The following is a 22,562-nucleotide window of genomic DNA, read 5'->3' as shown; positions in this document are numbered from 1 at the left end:
TCAAACCACGTCTCTCAAACTTACTTCGAAGCGAGACCCATCTGCTGACGCACGCTTTCCACGTTGTCGCGCGTGGCGAGCATGCCGCTCGTCAGCGTGAGCAGCGGCGGCTCCTTGCCTTGCGTGATCCACGTGTACATCAGGTCCGAGGTTTCCTCGCCATGGCGCTTCGGGCTGATGATGACGGTGCCGTAGAAGCCCGTCGGGGCCGGCTTCTTGAACTCGTTCAACGCCGAGTCCGAACCGCCGATGCCGATGCCGATCATGTTGTCGGCCTTGAAGCCGCGGCCTTCCGCTGCGCGCACGGCGCCGAGCACGCCTTCGTCGTTCAGCGCGTAAGCGACCCAGTGCTTGTACTGCGGGTTCTTCGTGAGCGCGATGTTGGCGGCGTTGAAGGCGTTTTCCGTGTCGGTCTTCGCTTGCGGCGCCATCACGATGTTCGCCTTCGGGAAGCCTGCGGCCACGAGTGCATCGGTCGCACCCGTCGTGCGGTCATGCGCCGTCGGCAGCTGCTCGTAAGTCACGTCGATCGCGCCGACGTCCTTCATGTCCCAGCCGCGCTTCTTGATTTCAGCGGCAATGCCATCACCCACTTGCTTGCCGATGTTGTACGCCGAGATGCCCATGTGCGGCACCGACTCGATCGGCTTGCCCGCGCCGTCCACGAGACGGTCGTCCACCGTCATCATCTTGAGGTTGTCGGCCTTGGCCTTGGCAACGATGCCCGGTCCGAGCTTCACGTCAGGCGTGCAGATGATGAAGCCCTGCGCCTTTTGCGCGGCCAGGTTGTCGATCGCGCTCATCACCTTCTCGCCCGAGGGCGCGCCGATCTTCACCAGCGTGAAGCCCTTTTCCTTCGCGGCCATTTCCGCGAACTTCCATTCGTCCTGGAACCACGGCTCTTCGGGCTGCTTCACGAGAAAGCCGATCTTCACCTGGTCGGCGGCCTGTGCAATGGGCGCTTGCGCGAGCGTCACGCTTGCGGTGACCGCGGCGGCTATCAGCGTCAGAAAGATGCGTCGTTGCATGTTGTCAGTCTCCTTGTCTTCTTCAGTCACGGGAAGGGTATCGGCCGCCTCTTCTTTTACCCACCGAAAACGCGCGGCCAGCGTTTCGGCGGATTGCTGCGTGTTCGTTATTCCTTCGTGCTGCGAATTACTTGTTCACATCTTTCATTCGTGATGCAGTGCCGTGCGGCCGCCATCGATCGTGATGCAGCTCGCGTTGATGAACGGCGCTTCGTCCGAAGCGAGAAACACCGCCGTCATCGCGACTTCCTCCGGGCGGCCAATGCGCTTCATCGGCGGCAGCTCCAGCGTGGCCTTGCGCGCGGCTTGCGGGTCGGGCTGCGCGTTCCACCAGTCGTGCGTGAGCTGCGTTTCGATGTAGCCCGGCGCGATCGCGTTCACGCGCACGTTCTTCGGCGCGTACTCGATACCGAGCGCACGCGTGAGCCCGATCACACCGTGCTTCGCCACTGGGTACGGGAAGCAGCCCGGAATGATCTGGAACGCGTGCGTCGAGGCGATATTGATGATGCTGCCCGCGCGCCGCTCGACCATGCCCGGCAACACCGCGCGGCAGCCGTTCCACACGCCGTCCAGATCGACGGCGAAGCAGCGGCGCCAGTCGTCGTCGGTCATCGTGAGCGGGTCGGCGAACACGTTGATGCCGGCGTTGTTCACGAGCACGTCGACCGGGCCGAACGCGCGTTGCGCTTCTTCCACGGCGGCGCGCACCGAAGCGCTCTGCGTCACGTCGGTTTGGACCGCGAGCGTGCGCGCGCCTTCGCAGGCGTTTGCAATCTCGCGCGCTGTGGCTGCGGCCGTCGCGCCATCGAGTTCCGCGAGCACGACGGCGGCGCCCTCGGCCGCGAACGCCCGCGCGATCGCCGCACCGATGCCGCGTCCGGCGCCCGTCACGAGTGCGACCTTGCCCGCGAGGCGATTCACTTTTGCGCTCCGTGCGCGCTCAGTTGCGTCACCCGCCAGCCTTCGATGAAAGCCAGCGCGTTCGCGCGCGTAGCCGCCGGGTCCTGGCCCGGCTTGTAGAGCGCCGAACCCAGGCCGAAACCGCTCGCGCCTGCCGCCAGCTGCGGCCCCATGTTGTCGGGCTTCACGCCGCCCACGGGCAGCAGCGGCACCACCGGCGGAATCACGGCGCGCCACGCCTTCGTCACGGCCGGCCCGAGTTGCTCGGCGGGGAACATCTTGAGCGCGTCGGCGCCGTGCTTGAGCGCCGCGAACGCTTCGGTCGGCGTGGCGACGCCGGGCACGCACGCGAGGCCCTGGAGCTTCGCGGCGAGAATCACATCGGTATCGGCGTGCGGCATCACGATCAGCTCGCCGCCCGCTTCGCGCACGTCGCGCACGCGCTCGGTCGTGAGCACGGTGCCCGCGCCGATCATCGCGTCCTCGGGCAGCGCCTCGCGCAATGCCGCGATGCTGTCGAGCGGCTGCGGCGAATTGAGCGGCACCTCGATGATCCGGAAGCCCGCTTCGTAAAGCGCGCGGCCATGCTCGGCGGCTTCGGCGGGTTTGATGCCGCGCACGATCGCGACCATGCCGCACGCGCCGAACGCAGCGACGAAGCCGGCGTGTGGCGTGTACGGGGCGGGCAGATTCAGTTCGGGTTCCATGTCGGCTTCCTGTTGCTTGGCTTCGTGTCTGGTTCGATTCCGCAGGCTCGATTCGTCGGTGCGCGTTTAGCGCGGCGCGACGAGTCCGGCCTGCACCGCAATGCGCCAGAGTCCGTGTTCGGTCGCATGACGCACGAGATGCGCGCCGCTGCATCCGAATGCGGCAAGCGCCATGCGGTAGCGCTCGCACAACGACTCGGCGCCGATGAGCTGCGGCGCGCAACCGGCCAGCGCCACGTCGCGCCGCGCCAGCGCCGCTTCGAGGCCTGCCAGTTCGTGCCCGATCACGAGCCCCGAGAGATAGTCGGGCTGCTCGTCGGCGGCGAGCTGGGCCGTGAGGCCGAGCGTGCGCGTGCTGAACGCCGTGGCAAGCAGGCCCACGCAGCCCTGCTCGCGCGCCACGCTCACGCCGCGCAGGAACGCGGCCGTATCGGGCTCGACGGGATGCTTCATCGTGCGACCCAGGATCGTATGCGCGCATAGCGCCGCGTAGACCTCGCCCGTCATGAAGGTGTAGAAGCGCGCAATGCGCTCGCCCTCCACGACCACCCATTTCGCGTGCGTGCCGGGCAGGCCGACGAGCGACGGTTGCGCCGCATTCTCGTCGCTTGATCCGCTCAACGCGCCGAAAATCTGCGTTTCCTCGCCGCGCATCACGTTGGGCAGCGCCCCCGGCTCCAGGACGCCCGGCACCACGGCGACTTCGGCGCCGCACGCAGCGCGCACGCGCACAATGCCGGCCACCAACGCCTGGGCGCTCGCCGGCGTCTCGACATAAGGCGCCTGCACCCAGCCCTGGGCGCTGCCGACCATGCCCGCCGCCAGCACCGGCAGCGCGGGCGCTTGCGCGAGCCACACGCCGCACGCTTCGTCGAAGGCGGCGTCGAAGCCGCCTTCTTCGGCTGGCACAGGCAGATTCATGATCCCCGCCGTCGAAACGCGCGTGGCGATCACCTTGCCTGCCGCATCGAACAAATACGCACGCAGCGAGGTCGTGCCCCAGTCGAGCGCGATGAGCGCGGCTTCGCGGGCGAGCGCGTCGTCGCTAGCTTCGGTCGCCGCGCCGCTTGCAGGCTTCTCACGCGCTTTCATCGGCGAATCCTGCGCGTGGTGGGCTGCGGCGCGCGCCAGCCCAGTTCCTGCGAAATCGCGCGCGCTTCGCGCTGCACGACCGCAATCAGTTCGTCCATTCGCTCGAGCGGCATATAGGGAATCGTGCTCGCCACCGAAAGCGCCGCCACGATCGCGCCAGACGCGTCGCGCACCGGCGCCGCGACACAGCGGATCGAAATTTCGTTCTCCTCCAGATCGAACGTGTACCCGCCCGCCGAGTAAGTGGCCATGCGCTTGAGGAAGGTTTCCGGTTCGAGACTGTGATCGGGGCGGAAGCTCACGCCCGCGAGCGTGCGGCGCGACGCGTCGAACAGATCGCGCCACGTTTGCGGCGTGAGGTCGAGCATCATCGCCTTGCCGATGCCCGTGGACGCGAGCGGCATGCGGTGCCCCACGCGCGAGCGCATCTCGAGCCCACGCTGGCCAGGAATCTTGTCGATGTACAGCACGTCGTCGCCGTCTCGCACGCCGAGGTGGATCGTGTCGAGCGTTTCGTCGGCGAGCGCCTGCAGATGCGGGCGGGCAACGGCCGTGAGCGGCATCTGCTCGAGCGCGATGGTGCCGAGTTCGATGAGCTTCGGCCCGAGCAGATAGCCGCCCTGCACCTGGCGCAGGTAGCGCGCTTGCACGAGGCTCGAAACCAGGCGGTGCGTGGTGCTGCGCGTCGTGCCGAGCACGGCGCCGAACGAGCGCAGGTCGCGCACGCCGGCCGCGGCGGCTTCGAGAATGGCGAGGCCGCGCAGGAGCGTCTGGGTGCCGGCCTGCTGCATCGAGCCGTCGAGCAGCGTGCTCGCGACGCCGATTTCATCGGCGGCGGGGCGGGCTTTTGGCTGCGCTGCGGATTGCACTGCGGCGGCGCTGGGCGCGGCGTTTTGCACGGGCGCGGCCTCTTCGGGGAGGTTCGCGGCGAGTGTGGAAGACATCGCTTTGTTCATGGCGAGGGCGATGAAGGCTGACGGTCGAAAAGGCGCGCGCCGTCAGGCGGCGCGCGAACCCTGCTTCGGGAGACGGCGCGGCGCATGGGCGGCCGGGGCACATCGGGCATGTAGCGGCGGGCGGCGCGTGGCCGCGCAAAGCGCTGGCTGAAGCATGGCGGACGTCTCCTTTGCTGTCCGGTTCGCTGCGCGCCTTGCGCGTGCGCCGGATTTATCTGGGTCTGCCGACGGTGTTTGCCGCGCACGAGGTCATCGCGGCATGTCGGATGGCTGGATTGTAGGCAGGTTTTTTCGAGTTCTCCAATATGTGATTGGGTCGCTCATATATTGGGAAATCAACAAAACGACGGCCCTCAGCCGAACGGCTAACGAGGGACGGAAACCGCGGGATCGTTGACGCAAGCGAGGGCGCGCCCGTGCAAGCCTGCAGAGACTTGAGCGAAGTCATACCCGGTGCATACCGGGCCGCCCAATGCTCTGGAATTTATATAAAATTTTGTATAATTCTGCTCATGCCAAGCCATTGGAGTTTGCGGCAGCGCGCTCGCGGATCTGCGGAAGTTTCCGGAACAGGTACGTCAGGAAGCCGGGCGGCAATTGCGGCGCGTGCAACGCGGCCTCGACCCAAACGACTGGAAGCCCGTGAATCCGGTAGGCCGCGGTGCGCGTGAAATACGCATTCGCGATTCGAACGGCGCGTTTCGCGTGATTTACGTCGCGCACATCCGCGATGCCATTCATGTGCTGCATTGTTTTGAGAAGAAGTCCGAGAAAACGGCCTTCGTCGATCTTTCGCTTGCCGCGCGCCGCTATCGCGACGCCTTAAACAAGGAGTCCAAACCATGAGCCGCCAGAGTCACGGGAACCACGAACGCCAACGCTTCGACAGCGTCTGGGACGCGCTCGAAAACACGCCCGAAGCCGCGCAGAACATGACGCTGCGCAGCGACCTCATGATCACCCTCGAAGAGCACATCAAGCGCAACAAGCTGACCCAAACGCAGGCCGCCGCGCTCTTCGGGGTGACGCAGCCGCGCGTGTCCGACCTCATGCGCGGCAAGATCGATCTGTTCTCGCTCGATTCGCTCATCAACATGGCCGTAGCCGCGGGCATGAAGGTCGAAATGCGCATCACCGTGCCCTCCCCGCGCGACGGCGGCACGCAAGAAAAAACGGCTGCCGGATAACTCCGGCAGCCGCTTCCTGTCACGCTGCGCGCAATGCGCTGCGCCCTTACTTCCCGGCCGGTGCCTTGTAAGCCACGCAGTCCACTTCGACCTTGCAGTCCACCACCATGCTCGACTGCACGCAAGCGCGTGCCGGCGGATGCTCGCCGAAGTACTCGCGGAACACCTTGTTGAACGACGTGAAGTCGCGCGCGTCGTCGAGCCACACACCGCAGCGCACGACGTGCTCCGCGCCGTAGCCCGCTTCCTTGAGGATGGCGAAAAGATTCTGGATGGCCTTGTGCGACTGCTCGACGATACCGCCGTTGATCACCTCGCCGCCTTCCATCGGCGTCTGGCCCGAGACATACAGCCAGCCGTCGGCTTCCACGGCGCGCGCGAACGGCAGATGTTGTCCGCCCTGGCCCTTGCCGCCTTCCGCTCCAATTCGTTTCATCGTTTGCTCCTTTGAGATCGTGCGGCGCGCGCGGCTTTTGGGGCCACGCGCGCCGAGGGTCGAAATTCGATAGATAAAGCTTGCTTAAAAGGCGTTCGCCTCTGCCTGTTCATCGCGCTTGCCACGCGCGACGAAGTGGCCCGCGCGCTCGCCCGTGGGCTGGCCATCGCGGTACGAGAGCACGCCATTGACCCACACCGCGTCGATGCCTTCCGCCACCTGCTGCGGCTGCTCGAAGGTCGCCGCGTCGCGCACGCGGGCGGGGTCGAACAGCACGAGGTCGGCGTGCCAGCCCACATGCACCTCGCCGCGTTGCGAAAGGCCGAAGCGCCGCGCAGAAAGACCCGTCATTTTGCGCACCGCTTCTTCGAGCGGCAGCAAGGCCGCGTCGCGCGCGTAGTGACCGAGCACGCGCGGAAACGCACCCCACAGGCGCGGGTGCGGCAACGGGTCGTTCGGCAAGCCGTCCGAGCCGACCATCGTGGCCGGATGAGAAAGAATGCGGCGCACGTCGTCTTCGGACATGTTGTGGTACACCGCGCCCGCCGGCTGCAGGCGCTTGCCCGCTTCCTGCTGCGACACGCCCCACTCGGCCGCAATGTCCTTGATCAGCTTGCCGGCCTGCTCGGGGTGCGGCGTGGACCACGTGATCGTGATGTCGATGTCGCCTGTCACCTGCTTGAGGTCCAGCGTGGAAGAACTGCGGCTATACGGATAACAGTCGCACCCCACCGGCTGATACTTGCGCGCGCTTTCGAGCGACGCGAGCACCTCCGTGCTGCGCCCCCAGTTGGAAGGGCCCGCGCACTTCAGATGCGAGATCACAACCGGTACGCGCGCATGCTTGCCGATGTGGTACGCCTCGTTCATCGCCTCGAGAATCGCGTCGAACTCGGTGCGCATGTGCGTCGTGTAGACCGCGCCGGCGAACGCGAGCGGCTCCGCCAGCGAGGCAACCTCTTCGGTCGACGCCTCGAACGCGGAACCATACGCGAGGCCCGTGGAAAGGCCGAGCGCGCCGTGCGTGAGCGCGTCTTCGAGCTGCGCGCGCATGGCCGCGATCTCGTCGCCGGTGGCGGCGCGCTGCAGATCGTTCATGTGATTGTTGCGCAGCGCCGTATGGCCGATCAGCGCGCCCACGTTCACGGCGGGCCGCGCCGCGTTCACCGCATCGACGTAAGCGGAGAACGTCGGATAGGCGAACGCATCGCGCTCGCCGAGCAGGTTCATCGGATCGGGCGGATCACCCTTGAGCGTGACCGGCGACGCGCTGATGCCGCAGTTGCCCACCACCACCGTCGTCACGCCCTGGCTGATCTTGGGCAGCATTTGCGGCGAGCGGATCACATGCGTGTCGTCGTGCGTATGGACGTCGATGAAACCCGGCGCGAGCGCGCGCCCATTGGCCTCGATCACCTCTTCCGCGAGCCAGTTGGACAGGTTGCCGATCGCGACGATGCGTCCGTCGCGCAGCGCCACGTCGCGCTCGGCGGGCGGTGCGCCGGTGCCGTCGTAAAGCATGGCGCCGACGATCAACGTGTCGGCGGCTTCGGGGTGCGAATGCATACGCGTCTCCTCAGGATGGCTCTCAGTTCGACGCTCAGTCACCGAGCGGCTGGCGTTCGCCGCCGCCGCGATGCGCGTCCAGCGTGTGTTTCATACGGCGCAGCAGCTCGCGGCTGGCCTCCGGTTGCGCAAGCGCCAGTTCGGTCACGAGCACGTCGAGTGCCATCATCATCGCGTAACGTGACGACGACGGCTTGTAGATGAAATCGGTCTCGCTCGCGACGATCGGCACGAGCCAGTCAGCGAGCGCGGCGAGCGGCGAAGCCGGCGCGGTGAGCGCGACGAGCTTCGCGCCGTAGTCGCGCGCGATCCGGCACGCATCGACGAGTTCGGGCACGCGCCCTGTTACGGAAAGCGCGACGACCACGTCTTCGGACGAAAGCGTGCTCGCCACCATGCGCTGCAGCAAGCTGTCCTGGTACGACGCCACAGGACGGCCCAGGCGCACGAGGCGAAAGCGCATTTCGTCGGCGAGCGCGCTCGAGCCGCCGCCCATGCCGAACACGTAGATCATGCGGGCGCGCGCCAGCGCTGCGGCGGCCTGCGCAAACGGCGCCTGGCGCAGCAGTTCGTGATTGCGCGCAAGCGCCGTGTGAATTTCGTCGTAAACACGGGTGGCGAGCGGTTCGGCTTCGGCATCGGCGGCGCGCGGCTTGTCCGCGCCCGCGGAGTCGCCAGCGTGGCCGCCGCGCAGGAAGCGGTCGCCCACGGCGGCCGCCTGCGCGAGCCGCAGCTTGAGTTCGCGCACGTCGTGGCAGCCCACCGCCTTCGCAAAGCGCGTGACCGAGGCAATGCTCACGCCCGCGCGCTGCGCCAGTTCGCCGATGCTCGCGCGCGCGGCGCTGGCAAGATCGTCGAGGATCAGCGCGGCCACGTCGCGCTCGGCCGGACGCAGTTCGGGCACGCATTGCGCAATACGCGCGACGATGTCGAAGCGAGCCGGATCGGCAGCGGTGTTCATTGCAGGGAGTCTGTTAATAAATAACAATTCACGAAGCGATGTTACTTTGTGTACTATCTCCGAGTCAACGCCGGTCCATGAGACGCCGGTGTAGATAAGACGCATGGAGCATATGGAGCGAAGGCAAATGAAAGTTACAAACTATCAGAGTGCAGCAATCGACCCGAACAGCAAGGGCCTTGGCAACGTACCGGGCGCAAGCGTGCCGCTCGGGGACGCGGGGCGCCTCGAATGGAATCTACTCGAAGAGGACGTGAGCCTGCCGGCAGCTGTGCTCTATGCCGACCGCGTCGAGCACAACCTCAAGTGGATGCAGGACTTTGTCACGCGTTATGGCGTGAAGCTCGCCCCGCACGGCAAAACGACGATGGCGCCGCAGCTCTTTCGCCGTCAGATCGAGACGGGCGCGTGGGGCATCACGCTCGCCACGGCGCACCAGACGCGCGCCGCTTACCGCGGCGGTATCTCCCGCGTCCTGATGGCGAACCAGCTCGTAGGCCGCCACAACATGGCGATCATCGCCGAGCTGCTGAGCGACGCGAGCTTCGAATTCTTTTGCCTCGTCGATTCGGTCGAGGGCGTGGAGCACCTGGGCGAGTTCTTCCGCGCAGCGGGCCGCACGCTGCAGGTGCTGCTCGAACTGGGCGTGCCGCGCGGCCGCACGGGCGTGCGCGACACCGACACGCGCAACGCCGTGCTCGCCGCCATCGCGCGCTATCCCGACTCGCTCAAGCTGGCAGGCGTGGAAATCTACGAGGGCATCCTCAAGGAAGAAAGCGAAGTGCGCACCTTCCTGCGCGACGCGCTAAACGTCACCCAGGAACTGGCCGCCGCCGGCCGCTTCGCGCGCGCGCCCGCGCTGCTCTCGGGCGCGGGCTCGGCCTGGTACGACATCGTCGCGGAAGAATTTGCGCCGGCCACGCAAGCCGGCACGATCGACGTGGTGCTGCGTCCGGGCTGCTACGTCACGCACGATGTGGGCGTCTACAAGCAGGCTCAATCGCAAATCCTCACGCGCAACCCCGTGGCGCGCGAGATGGGCGTGGCGCTCCTGCCCGCGTTGCAGCTTTGGGCCTACGTGCAGTCGATTCCGGAGCCGGGCCGCGCCATCATCGGCTTCGGCAAGCGCGACGCCGCGTTCGACGCCGGCTTTCCGGAACCGTCGCGTCACTATCGCCCGGCGAGTGGCGGCGCACCGCGCGAAGTGGCGGCAAGCGAAGGCTGGGAAGTGTTCCAGATGATGGATCAGCACGCCTACCTGAAGATTCCGGCGGGCGCGGACCTGAAGGTCGGCGACATGATTGCGTTCGACATCTCGCACCCCTGCCTCACGTTCGACAAGTGGCGCCAGGTGCTGATGGTCGATGCGAAATATCGCGTGACGGAAGTGATCGAAACGTTCTTCTGAGTGCGCCATGCCTCGTTGAAAACTGGGAGGCCGGCTCAGCGCGCGTCGGAGCCGGCCTCACGAGCCTGCGCGAGCGCGGCCGCCGCCGTGGCCGCCTCGCCGATGCGCGCCTCCATCATCCCCAGCGCGCCCGACAGCGCCGCGAGCGCATCGTCGGGCAGCGACATCGTTACGTTCAGGAACGCGTTGCGGCGCGGCAGGCCCTCTTCGATCACGGCACGGCCCGCGTCGGTCAGCGTGACGTTGGTGATGCGGTTGTCGCGCTCGTCGGCGCGGCGCGCGATCCAGCCGAGCGACTCCAGCGCCTTCAACTGCCGCGTGAGCGCGCCCGGGTCCACGCGCAGCCGCTCGACGAGCCGCTTTTGCGACGACACGCCGTCCTGATCGTAAAGCGCGAGCAAAATGCGCCAGCGCGGCAGCGGATGCCCGACCTGCGCCTCGAACGCCGACATGAACGCGCGGTAGGTCCGTCCAAACTGCTGCACGATGGCGATGCGATCCTGAATTTCCATGCTTTGTTTTCCTGCCGGCTTTCTTGCCGGCTTCTGCCGGTACCCGCTGCTGGCCCAGTGCGGGCCGGCTGCGGGCCGAGGCAATTCAATCCGCGTGAATGACGGGCTCCACCTTGCGCTGCAGTTTGACCGGCGGCACGCGCCGGGTTTGCCAGATCGACACCACTGCGATCACCGCCGCCAAGGCAATGCCCAGGTGAATCGCGCCCACGAGCGCTTCGCGCGCGGCTTCGAGCAGCGGCGCGCCATTATGCCCGGCGTGCGTGAGATCGGCGATCAGCGTTGCCTGCGCGTCGCGGTTGATGAGGATCTGCGGGTCGGCGAGCTGCGGCAGCCAGTGCGTGGCGTGATCGGCATCCAGCGCGCGCTGCACACCGCGCGAATAGAGCTGCGTGACCATCGTGCCGGTGAGCGCCGTGCCGATCATGCCGCCGATCATCCGCAGCGACTGCAGCAGCGCCGTGGCGATGCCCAGATGCTCGCGCCCGGCGGTCTGCTGCGCGAACACGGTGAGGTTCGGCATGACGAAGCCAAGGCCGACGCCCGCCATGATCATGAACGCCATGAGCAGGCCGCGCGGCGTGCCGCGCGTGGCGAGCGCCACCGCGAAGCAAGCCGCCGCAATCATCGTGAAGCCGATGTAGAGCATCAGGTTCGGATTGCGGATGCGCGAGACAACGCGCCCGTTCGCGATACTGCCGATCGTGATGAACACCACGAGCGGCGTGATGACGACGCCCGCGTCCTTCGGCGTCATGCCAAAGCCGCCCTGGAACAGGAGCGGGGCATAGAACAGCAGCGAAAACATCGTGAAGCCGCCCAGCACGGCCAGCGTAAAGAGCGCATTCAGGCTCGCGTTGCGGAACATGTCGACGGGCAGAATGGCCTGCGGGCAACGGCGCTCCCATTGCCAGAGCGCCCAGCCGGCCGCCAGCGCGAGGGCGAGCAGGCCGATGGCCGAAGCGCTGAGACCGTGCCCCGGCAGACGCTCCACGAAAAGCTGCAGGCTGCCGAGTGCGATCGCGATGAGAAGCGCACCCGGCCAGTCGAGGCGCATTCGCGCCTCGTGCGCGACATGCCGCAGATGCGGCAGATACTTCCACACGAAAAACAGCGAAAGCAGGCCCACGGGCAGATTCACGTAGAACACGGAACGCCAGCCGTAGTACTGCGTGAGAAAGCCGCCGAGCGACGGCCCGACCGCGTTGGCGATACCGAACGCAGAGCTCATGAGCACCTGCCAGCGCAGGCGCACGACGGAATCGGGAAAGAGATCGGGAATGCAGGCGAACGCGGTGCCGACCAGCATGCCGCCGCCGATGCCTTGCAACCCGCGCGCGATCACAAGGAACAGCATGCTGTTGGCGGCGCCGCACAGCACCGAAGCGGCGGTGAAGACGACAATCGACGCGATCACGAACGGCTTGCGCCCGTAATAGTCGCCGAGGCGCCCAAAAATGGGGACGGTGATAACCGAAGTGAGCAGATAAGACGTGGCGACCCACGCGTAAAGCTCGAAGCCGCGCAGTTCGGAGACGATGGTCGGCAGCGCGGTGCCCACGACGGTCTGGTCGAGCGCGACGAGCATCGTCACGAACGAGACGCCGAGCATCGCGAGCAGCGACTCCCGGAACGGCAGAACCTGCCCGCTCGAATGGTGGGCAGCAGTATGAACGGCCATTTTTTGATCCAGCAACGGTTGACGCGTCAAAGATTGTTCATCATAGCATGGCGCGATCCACTACACTGGGGCGTCGAACGGTGGCGATGCCCCGCCGTCGTCGCTGAAAATCCGGGAGCGCAATGGAACCCATCACCGAACCCACGAGCGAACCCACCGCTGCCGAAGCGGCCCGCGCGGGTGCTGCCGCGGCCTTCACCGCGTTCGATCTCGACGCGCTGCGGCGCGCCAAACATCAGCTCGAAACGCCGCCGCTCGGCATGAAGCTCGCGGCCATCGTGGGTGCGCCGGTGGAAAAGTTGCTGGCGCGGCTGCCCGGCGTCGCGAACGACAAAGTGGCCGACGCGACGCAAGCCGCGCTGCGCAAGTGTCTGCAACTCGCACTGAAAACGCTCGGCAAACAAAGCGCCCTCTCCACCGCCGAACCTCGCACGAGCACAAAGCGGAGCAACCTGCTGCACAAGTTCGCAGTAGCGACCACGGGCGCGGCGGGCGGCGCATTCGGCCTTTTCGCGCTGCCGGTCGAGTTGCCCGTCACGACCACGCTGATGTTTCGGTCGATTTGCGACATCGCGCGCAGCGAAGGCGAAGATCTGGCCAGCACCGAGACGCAGCTGCAATGCCTGACCGTGTTCGGCATGGGCGGCCGCTCGCCTGCCGACGACGAAGCCGACTTCGGCTATTTCATCGTGCGCGGCGCGCTTGCGAAGGCGGTATCGGCGGCATCGTCGGAAATGGCCACGAAGGGCTTTGCCGCGCACGGCTCGACCGCGCTCCTCAAGCTCATGCAGACCGTGGCCGCGCGTTTCTCCGTGCAAGTGAGCGAGCAGGTCGCGGCGAAATCGATACCGGCCATCGGCGCGGTGCTCGGCGCCATGGTCAATACCGTGTTCATCGACCATTTCCAGCAGGTGGCGCATGGTCACTTCACCGTGCGCCGGCTCGAGCGCCGCTACGGCGAAGCCGCCGTGCACGCGGCCTATGACGCGATCGACGTCTCGCTCGATTGAGGCGGCTGCGGCTTCTCGTCGCCTCGCGCCGGCGCACCGGTCACGCGGCGCACGAAGCTCGCGGCGACGTCGAGCGTGCGGCGCGCCTCAGGCATGAACGGCGCATAGATCGGCCAGATATGCGGCATGCCGCTGGCAATCTCGCACTCCACCGGCACGCCGGCGGCGCGCGCGCGTTCGACGACGCGGCGCGTGTCGTCTAGCAGCGTTTCGGAGCTTCCCACGAAGAGGCTTAGCGGCGGCAAGCCGCGAAAGTCCGCATAGAGCGGCGATGCGTAGGGATCGGTCGCACTTGCCGAGCCGAGGTAGAACGGCGCAATGCGCGCGAATACCTCACCGCTGAACATGGGATCGCGCCCGTCGTTCTCGCGTATCGAAGCGCCCGTGGCCGCGAGATCGGTCCAGGGGGAAAAGAGCACGGCGCCAGCGGGGAGCGGATCGCCCGCGTCGCGCAAGGCAACGAGTGCGGCTAGCGCAAGCCCGCCGCCCGCCGAATCGCCGCTAATCACAATCGAACCCGGCCGCGTTCCGTTTGCCAGCAAATGGCGATACGCGGCCAATGCGTCCTCGAGCGCTGCCGGAAACGGGTGCTCGGGCGCGAGACGATAGTCGAGCGAGAAAACGTCGGCGTCAGCGCGCTTGCCGAGACCAAACGAAATCGCGCGCTGCGAGCGCGGCGAGCAGAAGTAATAGCCGCCGCCGTGCAAATAGAGAAGCGTGCGTTGCGCGGGCGAGCGCTCGCGGATGAGCCACTCGCCGCGCAACGGGACATCGGAGGCGTCGTACTGTTCGCTCAAGCGCCAGCCGTTCGGCACGCCTGGCGTCCAGATGCGTCTCGCCGTCAGCATGCGCACACGTGCGACGTTGATCGACTTGCGTGTTTGCGGCAGAAAGCTGCGGCGCAAGAACCTGCAGATCAGCCTGCTTTGCCAGCTCATCGGTTCAGCCCTCCGCGGCATTCAAACTGGGCTCAACCTGCACTCGGTGGCGGTTAATGTCGACGGTCAATTGACATAGTCCCGCAATCAGACTTCGATTGCGGGAACCAGCGGCGCGCGCAATGCGGTGAGTGAGGCGAACGATCGCGCGCCGATCAATTGGCGGGCAGCACCTGGCCGCGAATCTCGCCTGACGGGTTCTGCGCGGTATGAACGTTGAAATACCACTGGCCACCCATTAGCTGGGTCACCTGCTGCTCGTTGAGCGTGGCGGAGCCCTTGATCGGGCTTGCCGTTTCGCCCTTCGGAATCGGGACCTGCACCCCGGCGTTCTGTCCAACCGGCGCGGGACCGTGGAAGTGCGCAGCCGTCGCCGGGCCGGAGAGGCCTTCGTAGGTGACCGTCCAGTTCAGCGATTTCGTGGACGTGTCGAACGTGGCGTTGAGCATGCCGTGGCCCTGGCTCACACGCGGCGGCACTTCGCTGGACGGTTCGAGATCGGCTTTCAGCGCGACGGTGTCGGCGTACGCGGCACTGGAAGCGAGGACACACAGAGCGAGAGCGAACTGCAGCGGACGAAGCAAATTCATGGAATTTCTCCTGTTTTTGTGGCGCGCTGCACCAGAAGGCGCAAACCGCGCTCCCACATGCTAGAGCAAATCCGCCGGGCGCGTTCGCTGCGCCGATGTCGGCCCTGCGTAAGCCGCGTGCAATAAAAAAAGGCGCCGCAAGCGGCGCCTTTCAACCCAAGTACTACCTTCTTGCCATCCGGCGCTACGCGCTCCCTTCTGCGATGCTTGCAACAACCCCAACCGGGAACGCGACGCCTCCGAATGCTTAGAAGCGGTGACGGATACCCGTCGTGATGATCCCCTGGTTCTTCGACGACGAGAAGTTGTCGTTGCCCTGGAAGCCCACTTGCGTGATACCTACTGCGTTCTGGCCAGCACCCCACATGCCGACGCCTTCGAGGTACACGTCGGTGCGCTTCGAGAGCGAGTAGTCGGCTTGCAGAGCGAACTGGTGCCAGTGCGCCGAGTTGCTGCCGTTCGCGTCGAGCACCGAGCCGTTCGCGTTCGTGTACGTGTACATCGCGCCGATGCCGAGAGCGGGCGTCAGGTTGTAGCGTGCGTTGGCTTCGATGTTGTTGAAGCGCAGCGAATTGCCCAGCGAGTCGTTGACGCGCGACTGCGTGAACACGACGCCGCCGACCATCGGACCGTAGGTGTAGCTCGCGCCTGCACCCCAGTTGCGCTGACGCTCATTCGCGCCGATCGCGCCGATCGGGCCATTCAAACTGGCCTGGTTAAGCGTGTACGCCATCGGCGAACCCTGGACCGCGCCGCCGCCGTTGGCATCCACGCCATTGATCTGCGTGTAGGCCGCGCCAAGACGCAGGCCTTGGTATGCATAGCTCATACCGGCGCTGTACGCGCGGTTGACCGCGAAGCCGCCAGCCTGGTTCGAGAACGCGTAGAGGCCGCCGAACTGGAACCCCGAGAAGTTCGGGCTGGTGTACTTGATCGAGTTGTTGAGCGAGAACGTGCCGTTCAGGTCATCGTTGTCGATGAGGTGCGCCGTGTAGTTGCCGCCCCAGGTGCCCACAGCGGTGAGCGGGCTCACGTAGTCGATCATCGAGTCGAACTGGCGACCGAACGTGACCGTGCCGTACTGGTCTTGCGTCAGACCGACGTACGCCTGACGATTGAACAGGCCGCCGTTCTGCTGGCCGTTCGCAATGTTGAAGCCGCTTTCGAGGGTGAAGATCGTCTTCAGGCCACCACCGAGATCCTCAACGCCGCGCAAGCCCCAGCGGCTCGCCGAGAGGTTACCGCTCGTCAGGGCAAAATTCCGGTTGCCGCTGACAGTTCCATCGGGATTCATCTTCGCGACATTGGTCGTGTAGGTAAGACCGGCGTCGACAATACCGTAGAGCGTGACGCTGCTTTGCGCGTACGACGCCGATGCAAAAGTCGCAGCGACTGCCGCCGCGATAGCCAGTTTCTTTTTCATATGCTTCCTTCGATGCAAGGCCTTTCGGCAAAAATGGATGCCGTCGCCGACCTCACGCCGGCATAGCGATTCCGTATTGCGGTGCATGCAGCACCGCGTTGATTTGCATGGCGAAGTTTATGGGCGTCGCATTTCGACGGACCACCCGATATCTCGGCAAAAGCCTTTTCGAATTAATTGAATCCTGCTGCGGTAAACCCTCAAACGCTTGTGACTCAATGCTCACGACTTATCTTGTTTTTCTCTCTCGCGGCCATTTCATTCGGTATCCCGATAAAGCGTTGCAGTCCGACAACACTGGCAATTCGGGATAAAGCGTCGATTCGGACGAATCCCATTCCGCTCGCCCAACGCGCATCGGTACTATCGCTCTCGGCGAACACCCACGCGCGCCCTCCGACTTCATTTCTTCATCGCAGCCCCCATCCACCTCGTGTCCACGCCCCCCAAAAACATGAATCAGCTTCAGGCCATGCGCGTGTTCGTCAGCGTTGCCGAGCACGGCTCGTTCGGCCGCGCGGCGACGAGTCTGAACATGTCGAACGCGGTGGTCACCCGCTATGTAGCGTTGCTCGAAGCCCATCTGGAAACGCGGCTCATCAACCGCAACACGCGCAGCGCATCGCTCACCGAGGCAGGGGCCGCCTATGCGCAGGGCTGCCGCCAGGTGCTTGACGATCTGGCGCGCATAGAAACGCATATCGCGCATGGCGTATCGGTGCCGTCCGGCACGTTGCGCGTCGTTACCCACGCATCGTTTTCGCTGCATGACCTCACGCCGATGCTCAAGCGTTACCTCGACGCGTTCCCAAAAGTCCGCCTCTCGCTCACGTTGCTGCACCGTCCGGTCGACCTGATCGAGGAGGGGTTCGACGCGGGCATCGTAGCGCCGCGCCAGGTGAGCGGCGGCACGCTGATCCGCCGTCCGCTTTTGAGCGTCGCGCCGGTTGCCGTCGCATCGCCCGCCTACCTCGCAAGCCATGCTGCGCCGCAATGCCCCGCCGATCTCGCCCGACACACGCTGCTTGCGCCTTCCGCCGATATTCACGGCAACGAATGGCATTTCGAGGGCCCGGGCGGCGTGCGCAAACCCGTGCTGATCGAGCCGGCGTACGCTGTGAACAATTCCGTGATGCTGCGTCAGGCCGCGATCGCGGGTATGGGCATCACGATCCTGCCGGCAAACCACGTGGACACCGATCTCGCATCCGGCCAGCTCGTGCGCGTGCTTGCCGGATGGGACATTCGCGACGCAGACAAGGAACTCTCGCTCGTCTACCCTGGCCGCCGGCACGTTCCGGCAAAAACACGTTCGTTCGTTGACTTCACAGTCGAATGGTTTCGCCGGCACGACACCGCAGCGGCAAGCGCGATTACCAGCATTCCCTGTAATAGTTAATTGATCGAAATTGTCTCGATTTCTTTCCGCCTGCCGACTAAGCTAGGAACTGCGAGAAGTGACTCTTCATCGAAGGGTCTCCAAGCTTGAACGCGGCTTCGGCCGCGTTTTTTTTCGCCTGCGCGAAACACCGCTTTTGCCGCTTTTTGCTCTATTCGCTCGCGCCGGTCCATTTCCTGATTCGCATCATTCACGCGAGCAGAGCGGCCTGTTGCTCGATTCCGCCAAGCATCGCCTGGCACGTGCGGATGAGCGCATAGCCTTCCTCACGCAATTGCCCGGCAGTGTGACTGTTCATGTGACGGCGAAACGTCTCAAGCTCGGCAAGCAGCGCAGGGTATTGCAGCACGCCCACCGCACCGGCGAGCCGGTGATGCCATTCGCGCAAGCGTGCGACATCGGCTTGCTCAAGGAGCGGCGGCAACGCGTCAAGATCGTCGCGCATTGCCGAAACGAACGAGCTGAGCAACGTCTTCACGGTCGCCTCCCCGCCCCAGACCTGGATCATGTGCGCGAGATCCAGCGGCTCGAACGTCCGTGCGTGAGCGGGTTTTTCCGCGAGCGTTTCATCAGCACCGCCGCCCCAAGCGGCAGGCGACTCCGAGACCCCCGGGGCATTCGGAGCCCTTGAAGCCCGCGACGCTGCCTGCCCCGCTGTTGTCCTCTGTCCGCCTGCCTCGCGCGTGGCTTCGGCATGCACGGTGCGCCGCATGCTCTCCACGCCGAACCAGCGCGCGAGATGCTCGCGCAACGTGGCCACACGGGTCGGCTTGATGAGGCAATCGTCCATGCCCGCTTCGCTGCACCGGCTCATGTTCTCGGGCGCCGTATTGGCCGTGATGCCGAGTATCGGCAAGCGCCGCCTGCCGTGCGCCTTCTGCTCCATTTGGCGCACGCGCCGCGCGAGGTCGTAGCCCGAAACGTTCGGCATATGACAGTCGGTTATCAGGCAGCCGTATTCACATTCCGCCAGCGCTTCGAGCGCCTTCGCACCGTCGTCGACGACATCGCATGCGAACCCGATCAGTGCCAGTTGATGGCGGATCAACTCCTGATTGACGGGATGGTCTTCCGCCACGAGGATGAGGCGCCCGCCAGCGCGTTCCTGCTCGCGATCGGGCGCTGGGAGCGTCGTCTCGACATCGGTGGCCGGACGTGGCGGGCTGGCCGCCTTGACCGGCAGCCCCGCCAGCGCCATCGCGCAAGCGGCGCTCAAGCCACGCCACGACAACGGGTTGACGCTCACGCGCACGCCGCTCTCGGCCACGCGGTATCCGCTCGGCTTGGGGTTCTCCGTCAGGCAAAGCACAGGTGCACCGAACTTGCCCAACCGGTCGACCAGCGCTTCCGAGACGAACAGGAGATCGGCATTGTCCGCGCCCGCGGCGCGGGCGAGGTCCGCCGGCGCGACGCGGCGCATTTGCATGCCGAGCGCCGCGCCGAAATGCATCAATGCGGCCTCGACGCTCACGTCCTCGCAGGTCACGAGCGCGCGCTTGCCGCGCAGCCCGGCCGCCGAGCCGCTTCGAGCCTCCACGGGCAATTCGATGCGCAGTGTGAGGCACGTCCCGCGATCCACTTCGCTCTCTAGCTCGAGCGCGCCGCCCATCAGCGCAGCGAGCTTGCGGCAGATCGTGAGGCCGAGCCCCGTGCCGCCGAAGCGTCGCGTAGTCGAGGTCTCGGCCTGCACGAACGGCTCGAAGAGCTGCGCCTGCGCTGCGGGCGCAATGCCGATTCCCGTGTCGCTCACCGAGATCGATAGCCGCTGATGAGAGCAGAGCGCGCCGACATCGCGTGCGCGAACATGCACGCTCACCTCGCCCGCCAGCGTGAACTTGATTGCATTACTGAGCAGATTGAAGAGGATCTGCCGTAGGCGCACGCTGTCGCCGCGCAAGAGCGCCGCGACCTCCGGCTCCACATCCACGCGCACCTTCAGTCCCTTCTCGTGTGCACGCGCGGCCAGCAGTCCGACGGCGTTGTCGACAAGCTCGCGCATGTCGAACGGCTGCGAGTCGATCACGAGGTGGCCGGCCTGGATCTTCGAGTAGTCGAGCAGATCGTCGAGTATCTGCAGCAGCGCCCCCGCCGACTCGTGCACCATGCCGACCATTTGCGCTTGATCCGGGTTAAGCGGCGTGCGCTCGAGCACCTCGACAAGACCGAGCACGCCGTTCATCGGCGTGCGGATCTCGTGGCTCATCATGGCGAGAAAGTCGTCCTTCGCGCGAGAGGCCGCCTCTGCAGTGTCGCGCGCCTGCTCGAGTTCGTCTGCGCGAGCGTGCTCGTCGTTCGCATCCAGCGCATAGCCGCTCCAGACGATCGCGCCGTCTTCTGCGCGGCGCGGCGCGAACTCCGCACGCACCCACACGAACCCGGCCGCGCCTTGAAAGCGGAACTCGGCGTGCACGGGAATGAACCGGCGCGCTGAGCGTTCGAGCTGCGAGGCGAGGCGCGCGCGATCGTGACGCCCCACCCGCGAAAGATCGACCGAATCCGCGCGGCGCAGAGCGTCGACGGTGTTGCCGAGGAGCCGCTGCGTGTCGCCGCCAATGTACGGAAACGAGTAGCGGCCATCGGGCGCGCGGCGCAACTGGAACACGATCGCGGGCAGCGAACCCGTCACCTCCGCGAGGAGCCGCTCCGATTCGCGTTCGCGCAGCTCGGCGCGCCGAATGTCGGTGACATCGATCATCGTGCCAAGTACGCAGAACGGCGCGCCCTGCGGGTCGCGGCACAGGCGCGTCCAGAAAATGCCATGACGTGCCTCCCCAAGCGTGTTCTCGAAGATCAGCTCGACACGCTGGCTCTCCCCTTCGACGATCGTAAGCCGGTAGAGATCGTCCATGCGGCGGCTGTTCTCGGGTCCCCATGCCATCACGGCCGAACCCGCGCGCCCGAGGACGCGGGCGCGCGTGAGGCCGGTCGATTCCTCGTAGGCGCGATTGACCGCGAGATAGCGGTTTTCGAGGTCCCGTGCCCCGAGGGGATACGGGATCATCTCCATCATCGTGTCTTGCAGTTCCACCTGCCGCGCGAGCACCTGCTCCGCGCGCCGCCGCCTGTGCATCTCGCGCTGAAGCAGCACGTAGGCGCGCAGCGTGACGAGAAGCAGCACGCCGAAGACGATCAGGAGCGGCAGGAGCCGCAGCGCGTTCACGCTCCAGCCGCCGGCCCGGGTGGAAACGACTGCGGTCCAGCGATTGCGGATCCGCTGCTGTTCGGCGGGCGACATCGCACCGAGCGCGCGATTGATGAGGCCCGCGAGCGGGGCGAGGTCGCAGCGCACGGCAAACGCGGTCGAATCATCGACACCTACCGCGCCCAGCACTTTCAGCGTCTCGAGATACGTGCCGCTGAGCGGCCCGTCGAGCGCGGCCGTGTTGCCGACCAGCACATCGGCCTCGTGGCGATCGACCATCGCGAGCCCGGCCGCGAGGCTTGCGACGCGCTCGACCTGCGTACCTGGCAGCACCGGCATTTCCGGTACATGCGGCGCCAGCACGATCCGCCGGCCCGCAAAGTCGCCAAGCGAGCGCGCCATCGGCTCGTCGCGACGCCCCACCATGACGAGCGGATAGTGCTCGAACGCGTCCGTGTAGGCCACGCCGGAGTCGAACACGCCGTCCCTCACAGCGGTCGCGGCGAGCGCGATCTCGCCACGTTGCAACGCGCCCCCCGCGCTCGTCCAGGGGGAAACAGGCACGCGCTCGAAGGTAATGCCGAGGGTGCGCCCCAGATAGTCGAGATAGTCGTTGGCCATGCCCGACGGCTCGCCGGCCTTGTTCGTGAAGCTGAACGGCAGCCAGCTGCTGTCGTAGCCCACTTTCAGCGGCGGCAAGGCGCGCAGCCACGCGCGCTCGTCGGCGCTCAGGCTGAACGCGGACGGTCGCACCTCTCCCGGCGCGCCGCCGTCGAACCAGCGCGCGCGCACGGCCGCTGCCGCGGCAGGCCGCACACCGCCCAGAAGAAGATCGAGCCGGTCGCGCAGTACCGACCTGGAGACCGGTACGCCATAACGCAACTCGCGCATGCGGTCGCGCTCCTCGAAGGCGACACGCAGATCGGCGAATTCTTCGAGCGTAAGCTGATAGCGCGCCACAGGCGAAAAGCCCGCATACACGTCGGCCTTACCCTGCGCGACGGCGCGCAGCGCGGCCTGTGTAGTCGCGAACGTTTCGATGCGCACCTGCGCGAAGCGCTCGCGCAATGCGGATTCGAGTGCGTAGCCGCGCTCGACGGCGAAGGTCGCGCGCGCGAGGCGCGCTGGCTGGGTCGCGAGCGCGGTATTCCCGGCACGCGTGACGAATGCCGTGGTGCCGGTCAGGTACGGCACCGTGAAAGCAAGACAGCGCTCGCGCGACGGCGTGCGCGCGAGGCTCATTACGATGTCGATATCGCCCGCGCAGGCCGCCGCGAGCAACGCTGGCATGTCCGCAAAGGCGCGTGGCTGAAGCTTGACGCCAGCGCCGGTAAGAAGGCGCAGGTAGTCGGCGCTGAAACCGGTGAGCGTGGCGCCGTCGACCACTTCGAGCGGCGCCCAGCCCCCCGCTACCACACCGACGACGAGCTGCGGCGGCAACGACGTGGCGACCGGCCGCGTGCGCGCGATGCCCTCGCCGGTTGGCTCGCACGGCGTAGCGGCACTCGCCGCCGCCACGGAAAATACGAGCATCCATGCGGCGGCGAGCGCGCTAAGGCAGGCAAATCCGCACGCGTGCCCGCCCCCCCGCCTCGATGCAGCCGGGAGCGCACGAAGACGGAA

At 66.1% G+C, this 22,562-nt stretch carries 18 protein-coding genes and 1 pseudogene; 5 read left to right on the top strand and 14 right to left on the bottom strand.

Translation table 11 applies throughout. The features are described from left to right. Window positions 1-20: 20 nt before the first annotated feature. From U5A57_RS02255 to U5A57_RS02235, 5 genes are all read right to left on the bottom strand, one after another. Window positions 21-1,028: an arabinose ABC transporter substrate-binding protein gene (locus tag U5A57_RS02255; RefSeq protein ID WP_321907767.1), complete on the bottom strand. Its 1,008-nt coding sequence runs from the start codon at window positions 1,026-1,028 to the stop codon at window positions 21-23. A 144-nt stretch (window positions 1,029-1,172) separates the two neighbouring features. Beyond that, window positions 1,173-1,952 (bottom strand): SDR family oxidoreductase, encoded by a 780-nt coding sequence (locus tag U5A57_RS02250; protein ID WP_321907765.1) that lies wholly within the window; start codon window positions 1,950-1,952, stop codon window positions 1,173-1,175. Beyond that, window positions 1,949-2,638 (bottom strand): 2-dehydro-3-deoxy-6-phosphogalactonate aldolase, encoded by a 690-nt coding sequence (locus tag U5A57_RS02245; protein ID WP_321907762.1) that lies wholly within the window; start codon window positions 2,636-2,638, stop codon window positions 1,949-1,951. The genes U5A57_RS02250 and U5A57_RS02245 overlap by 4 nt, the downstream gene beginning before the upstream one ends. A gap of 66 nt (window positions 2,639-2,704) precedes the next feature. Next, complete coding sequence (locus tag U5A57_RS02240) at window positions 2,705-3,730, bottom strand: 2-dehydro-3-deoxygalactonokinase (RefSeq protein ID WP_321907760.1); 1,026 nt, start codon at window positions 3,728-3,730, stop codon at window positions 2,705-2,707. Continuing rightward, window positions 3,727-4,686 carry an IclR family transcriptional regulator gene (locus tag U5A57_RS02235; RefSeq protein WP_415765053.1) on the bottom strand — a complete coding sequence of 320 codons (960 nt, stop codon included), beginning with the start codon at window positions 4,684-4,686 and terminating at the stop codon, window positions 3,727-3,729. Before U5A57_RS02235 ends, U5A57_RS02240 begins: the two co-directional genes overlap by 4 nt. Window positions 4,687-5,158: 472 nt before the next feature. Here U5A57_RS02235 and U5A57_RS02230 point away from each other — a divergent pair. Further along, window positions 5,159-5,532 (top strand): annotated as a pseudogene (locus tag U5A57_RS02230) (type II toxin-antitoxin system RelE/ParE family toxin). Beyond that, a complete protein-coding gene (locus U5A57_RS02225) occupies window positions 5,529-5,873 on the top strand; it encodes a helix-turn-helix domain-containing protein (RefSeq protein WP_321907755.1) in 345 nt (114 codons plus the stop codon). Before U5A57_RS02230 ends, U5A57_RS02225 begins: the two are co-directional and overlap by 4 nt. Window positions 5,874-5,919: 46 nt before the next feature. On the opposite strand, the gene U5A57_RS02220 is transcribed toward U5A57_RS02225, so the two are convergent. The 3 genes from U5A57_RS02220 to U5A57_RS02210 all read right to left on the bottom strand — a co-directional run bounded on the left by U5A57_RS02220 (window position 5,920) and on the right by U5A57_RS02210 (window position 8,836). Then, window positions 5,920-6,309 (bottom strand): RidA family protein, encoded by a 390-nt coding sequence (locus U5A57_RS02220; RefSeq protein WP_028201897.1) that lies wholly within the window; start codon window positions 6,307-6,309, stop codon window positions 5,920-5,922. A gap of 84 nt (window positions 6,310-6,393) precedes the next feature. Next, window positions 6,394-7,875, bottom strand: a complete 1,482-nt coding sequence (locus U5A57_RS02215; protein WP_321907752.1) for a D-aminoacylase — start codon at window positions 7,873-7,875, stop codon at window positions 6,394-6,396. A gap of 34 nt (window positions 7,876-7,909) precedes the next feature. After that, window positions 7,910-8,836: a MurR/RpiR family transcriptional regulator gene (locus U5A57_RS02210; RefSeq protein ID WP_321907750.1), complete on the bottom strand. Its 927-nt coding sequence runs from the start codon at window positions 8,834-8,836 to the stop codon at window positions 7,910-7,912. A 127-nt stretch (window positions 8,837-8,963) separates the two neighbouring features. Here U5A57_RS02210 and U5A57_RS02205 point away from each other — a divergent pair, with 127 nt between their 5' ends. Continuing rightward, window positions 8,964-10,244 (top strand): amino acid deaminase, encoded by a 1,281-nt coding sequence (locus tag U5A57_RS02205; protein WP_321907748.1) that lies wholly within the window; start codon window positions 8,964-8,966, stop codon window positions 10,242-10,244. Between the two features lie 35 nt (window positions 10,245-10,279). Here U5A57_RS02205 and U5A57_RS02200 read toward each other — a convergent pair whose 3' ends face one another. Next, window positions 10,280-10,756 carry a MarR family transcriptional regulator gene (locus tag U5A57_RS02200; protein ID WP_321907746.1) on the bottom strand — a complete coding sequence of 159 codons (477 nt, stop codon included), beginning with the start codon at window positions 10,754-10,756 and terminating at the stop codon, window positions 10,280-10,282. An 85-nt stretch (window positions 10,757-10,841) separates the two neighbouring features. Next, window positions 10,842-12,437, bottom strand: coding sequence for an MDR family MFS transporter (locus U5A57_RS02195; protein WP_321907745.1), 1,596 nt, complete (start codon window positions 12,435-12,437; stop codon window positions 10,842-10,844). 122 nt (window positions 12,438-12,559) lie between these two features. Between U5A57_RS02195 and U5A57_RS02190 the strand changes: the two genes are divergently transcribed. Further along, window positions 12,560-13,447, top strand: a complete 888-nt coding sequence (locus tag U5A57_RS02190; protein WP_321907743.1) for an EcsC family protein — start codon at window positions 12,560-12,562, stop codon at window positions 13,445-13,447. On the opposite strand, the gene U5A57_RS02185 is transcribed toward U5A57_RS02190, so the two are convergent. The 3 genes from U5A57_RS02185 to U5A57_RS02175 form a co-directional block, all read right to left on the bottom strand. Further along, window positions 13,417-14,385, bottom strand: a complete 969-nt coding sequence (locus U5A57_RS02185; RefSeq protein WP_321907742.1) for an alpha/beta hydrolase — start codon at window positions 14,383-14,385, stop codon at window positions 13,417-13,419. The two genes, U5A57_RS02190 and U5A57_RS02185, sit on opposite strands and share 31 nt — an antisense overlap. 155 nt (window positions 14,386-14,540) lie before the next feature. Then, a complete protein-coding gene (locus U5A57_RS02180) occupies window positions 14,541-14,975 on the bottom strand; it encodes a CHRD domain-containing protein (RefSeq protein ID WP_321907741.1) in 435 nt (144 codons plus the stop codon). A gap of 247 nt (window positions 14,976-15,222) precedes the next feature. Beyond that, on the bottom strand, window positions 15,223-16,398 hold the full coding sequence (locus U5A57_RS02175; protein WP_321907740.1) for a porin: 1,176 nt from the start codon (window positions 16,396-16,398) through the stop codon (window positions 15,223-15,225). Between the two features lie 454 nt (window positions 16,399-16,852). On the opposite strand from U5A57_RS02175, the gene U5A57_RS02170 reads away from it, so the two are divergent. After that, window positions 16,853-17,797, top strand: coding sequence for a LysR family transcriptional regulator (locus U5A57_RS02170; RefSeq protein ID WP_321907739.1), 945 nt, complete (start codon window positions 16,853-16,855; stop codon window positions 17,795-17,797). Between the two features lie 190 nt (window positions 17,798-17,987). Here U5A57_RS02170 and U5A57_RS02165 read toward each other — a convergent pair whose 3' ends face one another. Continuing rightward, the gene (locus U5A57_RS02165; RefSeq protein ID WP_321907737.1) at window positions 17,988-22,472 is read right to left on the bottom strand and encodes an ATP-binding protein; all 4,485 of its coding nucleotides are present in this window, start codon (window positions 22,470-22,472) and stop codon (window positions 17,988-17,990) included. Between the last annotated feature and the right edge of the window lie 90 nt (window positions 22,473-22,562).

This window comes from Paraburkholderia sp. J11-2 (assembly GCF_905220185.1).
GTDB lineage: Bacteria > Pseudomonadota > Gammaproteobacteria > Burkholderiales > Burkholderiaceae > Paraburkholderia.
Note: the sequence above shows the minus strand (reverse complement) of the source record. Positions and strands in the feature narration are given on the sequence as shown.

Bases quoted from the DNA above. Each gene is read 5' to 3' on its own strand.
- U5A57_RS02255 (WP_321907767.1), bottom strand. From the start codon at position 1,028: ATGCAACGACGCATCTTTCTGACGCTGATAGCCGCCGCGGTCACCGCA.
- U5A57_RS02245 (WP_321907762.1), bottom strand. From the start codon at position 2,638: ATGGAACCCGAACTGAATCTGCCCGCCCCGTACACGCCACACGCCGGC.
- U5A57_RS02240 (WP_321907760.1), bottom strand. From the start codon at position 3,730: ATGAAAGCGCGTGAGAAGCCTGCAAGCGGCGCGGCGACCGAAGCTAGC.
- U5A57_RS02235 (WP_415765053.1), bottom strand. From the start codon at position 4,686: ATGAACAAAGCGATGTCTTCCACACTCGCCGCGAACCTCCCCGAAGAG.
- U5A57_RS02225 (WP_321907755.1), top strand. From the start codon at position 5,529: ATGAGCCGCCAGAGTCACGGGAACCACGAACGCCAACGCTTCGACAGC.
- U5A57_RS02220 (WP_028201897.1), bottom strand. From the start codon at position 6,309: ATGAAACGAATTGGAGCGGAAGGCGGCAAGGGCCAGGGCGGACAACAT.
- U5A57_RS02215 (WP_321907752.1), bottom strand. From the start codon at position 7,875: ATGCATTCGCACCCCGAAGCCGCCGACACGTTGATCGTCGGCGCCATG.
- U5A57_RS02210 (WP_321907750.1), bottom strand. From the start codon at position 8,836: ATGAACACCGCTGCCGATCCGGCTCGCTTCGACATCGTCGCGCGTATT.
- U5A57_RS02205 (WP_321907748.1), top strand. From the start codon at position 8,964: ATGAAAGTTACAAACTATCAGAGTGCAGCAATCGACCCGAACAGCAAG.
- U5A57_RS02200 (WP_321907746.1), bottom strand. From the start codon at position 10,756: ATGGAAATTCAGGATCGCATCGCCATCGTGCAGCAGTTTGGACGGACC.
- U5A57_RS02195 (WP_321907745.1), bottom strand. From the start codon at position 12,437: ATGGCCGTTCATACTGCTGCCCACCATTCGAGCGGGCAGGTTCTGCCG.
- U5A57_RS02190 (WP_321907743.1), top strand. From the start codon at position 12,560: ATGGAACCCATCACCGAACCCACGAGCGAACCCACCGCTGCCGAAGCG.
- U5A57_RS02185 (WP_321907742.1), bottom strand. From the start codon at position 14,385: ATGAGCTGGCAAAGCAGGCTGATCTGCAGGTTCTTGCGCCGCAGCTTT.
- U5A57_RS02180 (WP_321907741.1), bottom strand. From the start codon at position 14,975: ATGAATTTGCTTCGTCCGCTGCAGTTCGCTCTCGCTCTGTGTGTCCTC.
- U5A57_RS02175 (WP_321907740.1), bottom strand. From the start codon at position 16,398: ATGAAAAAGAAACTGGCTATCGCGGCGGCAGTCGCTGCGACTTTTGCA.
- U5A57_RS02170 (WP_321907739.1), top strand. From the start codon at position 16,853: ATGAATCAGCTTCAGGCCATGCGCGTGTTCGTCAGCGTTGCCGAGCAC.
- U5A57_RS02165 (WP_321907737.1), bottom strand. From the start codon at position 22,472: ATGCTCGTATTTTCCGTGGCGGCGGCGAGTGCCGCTACGCCGTGCGAG.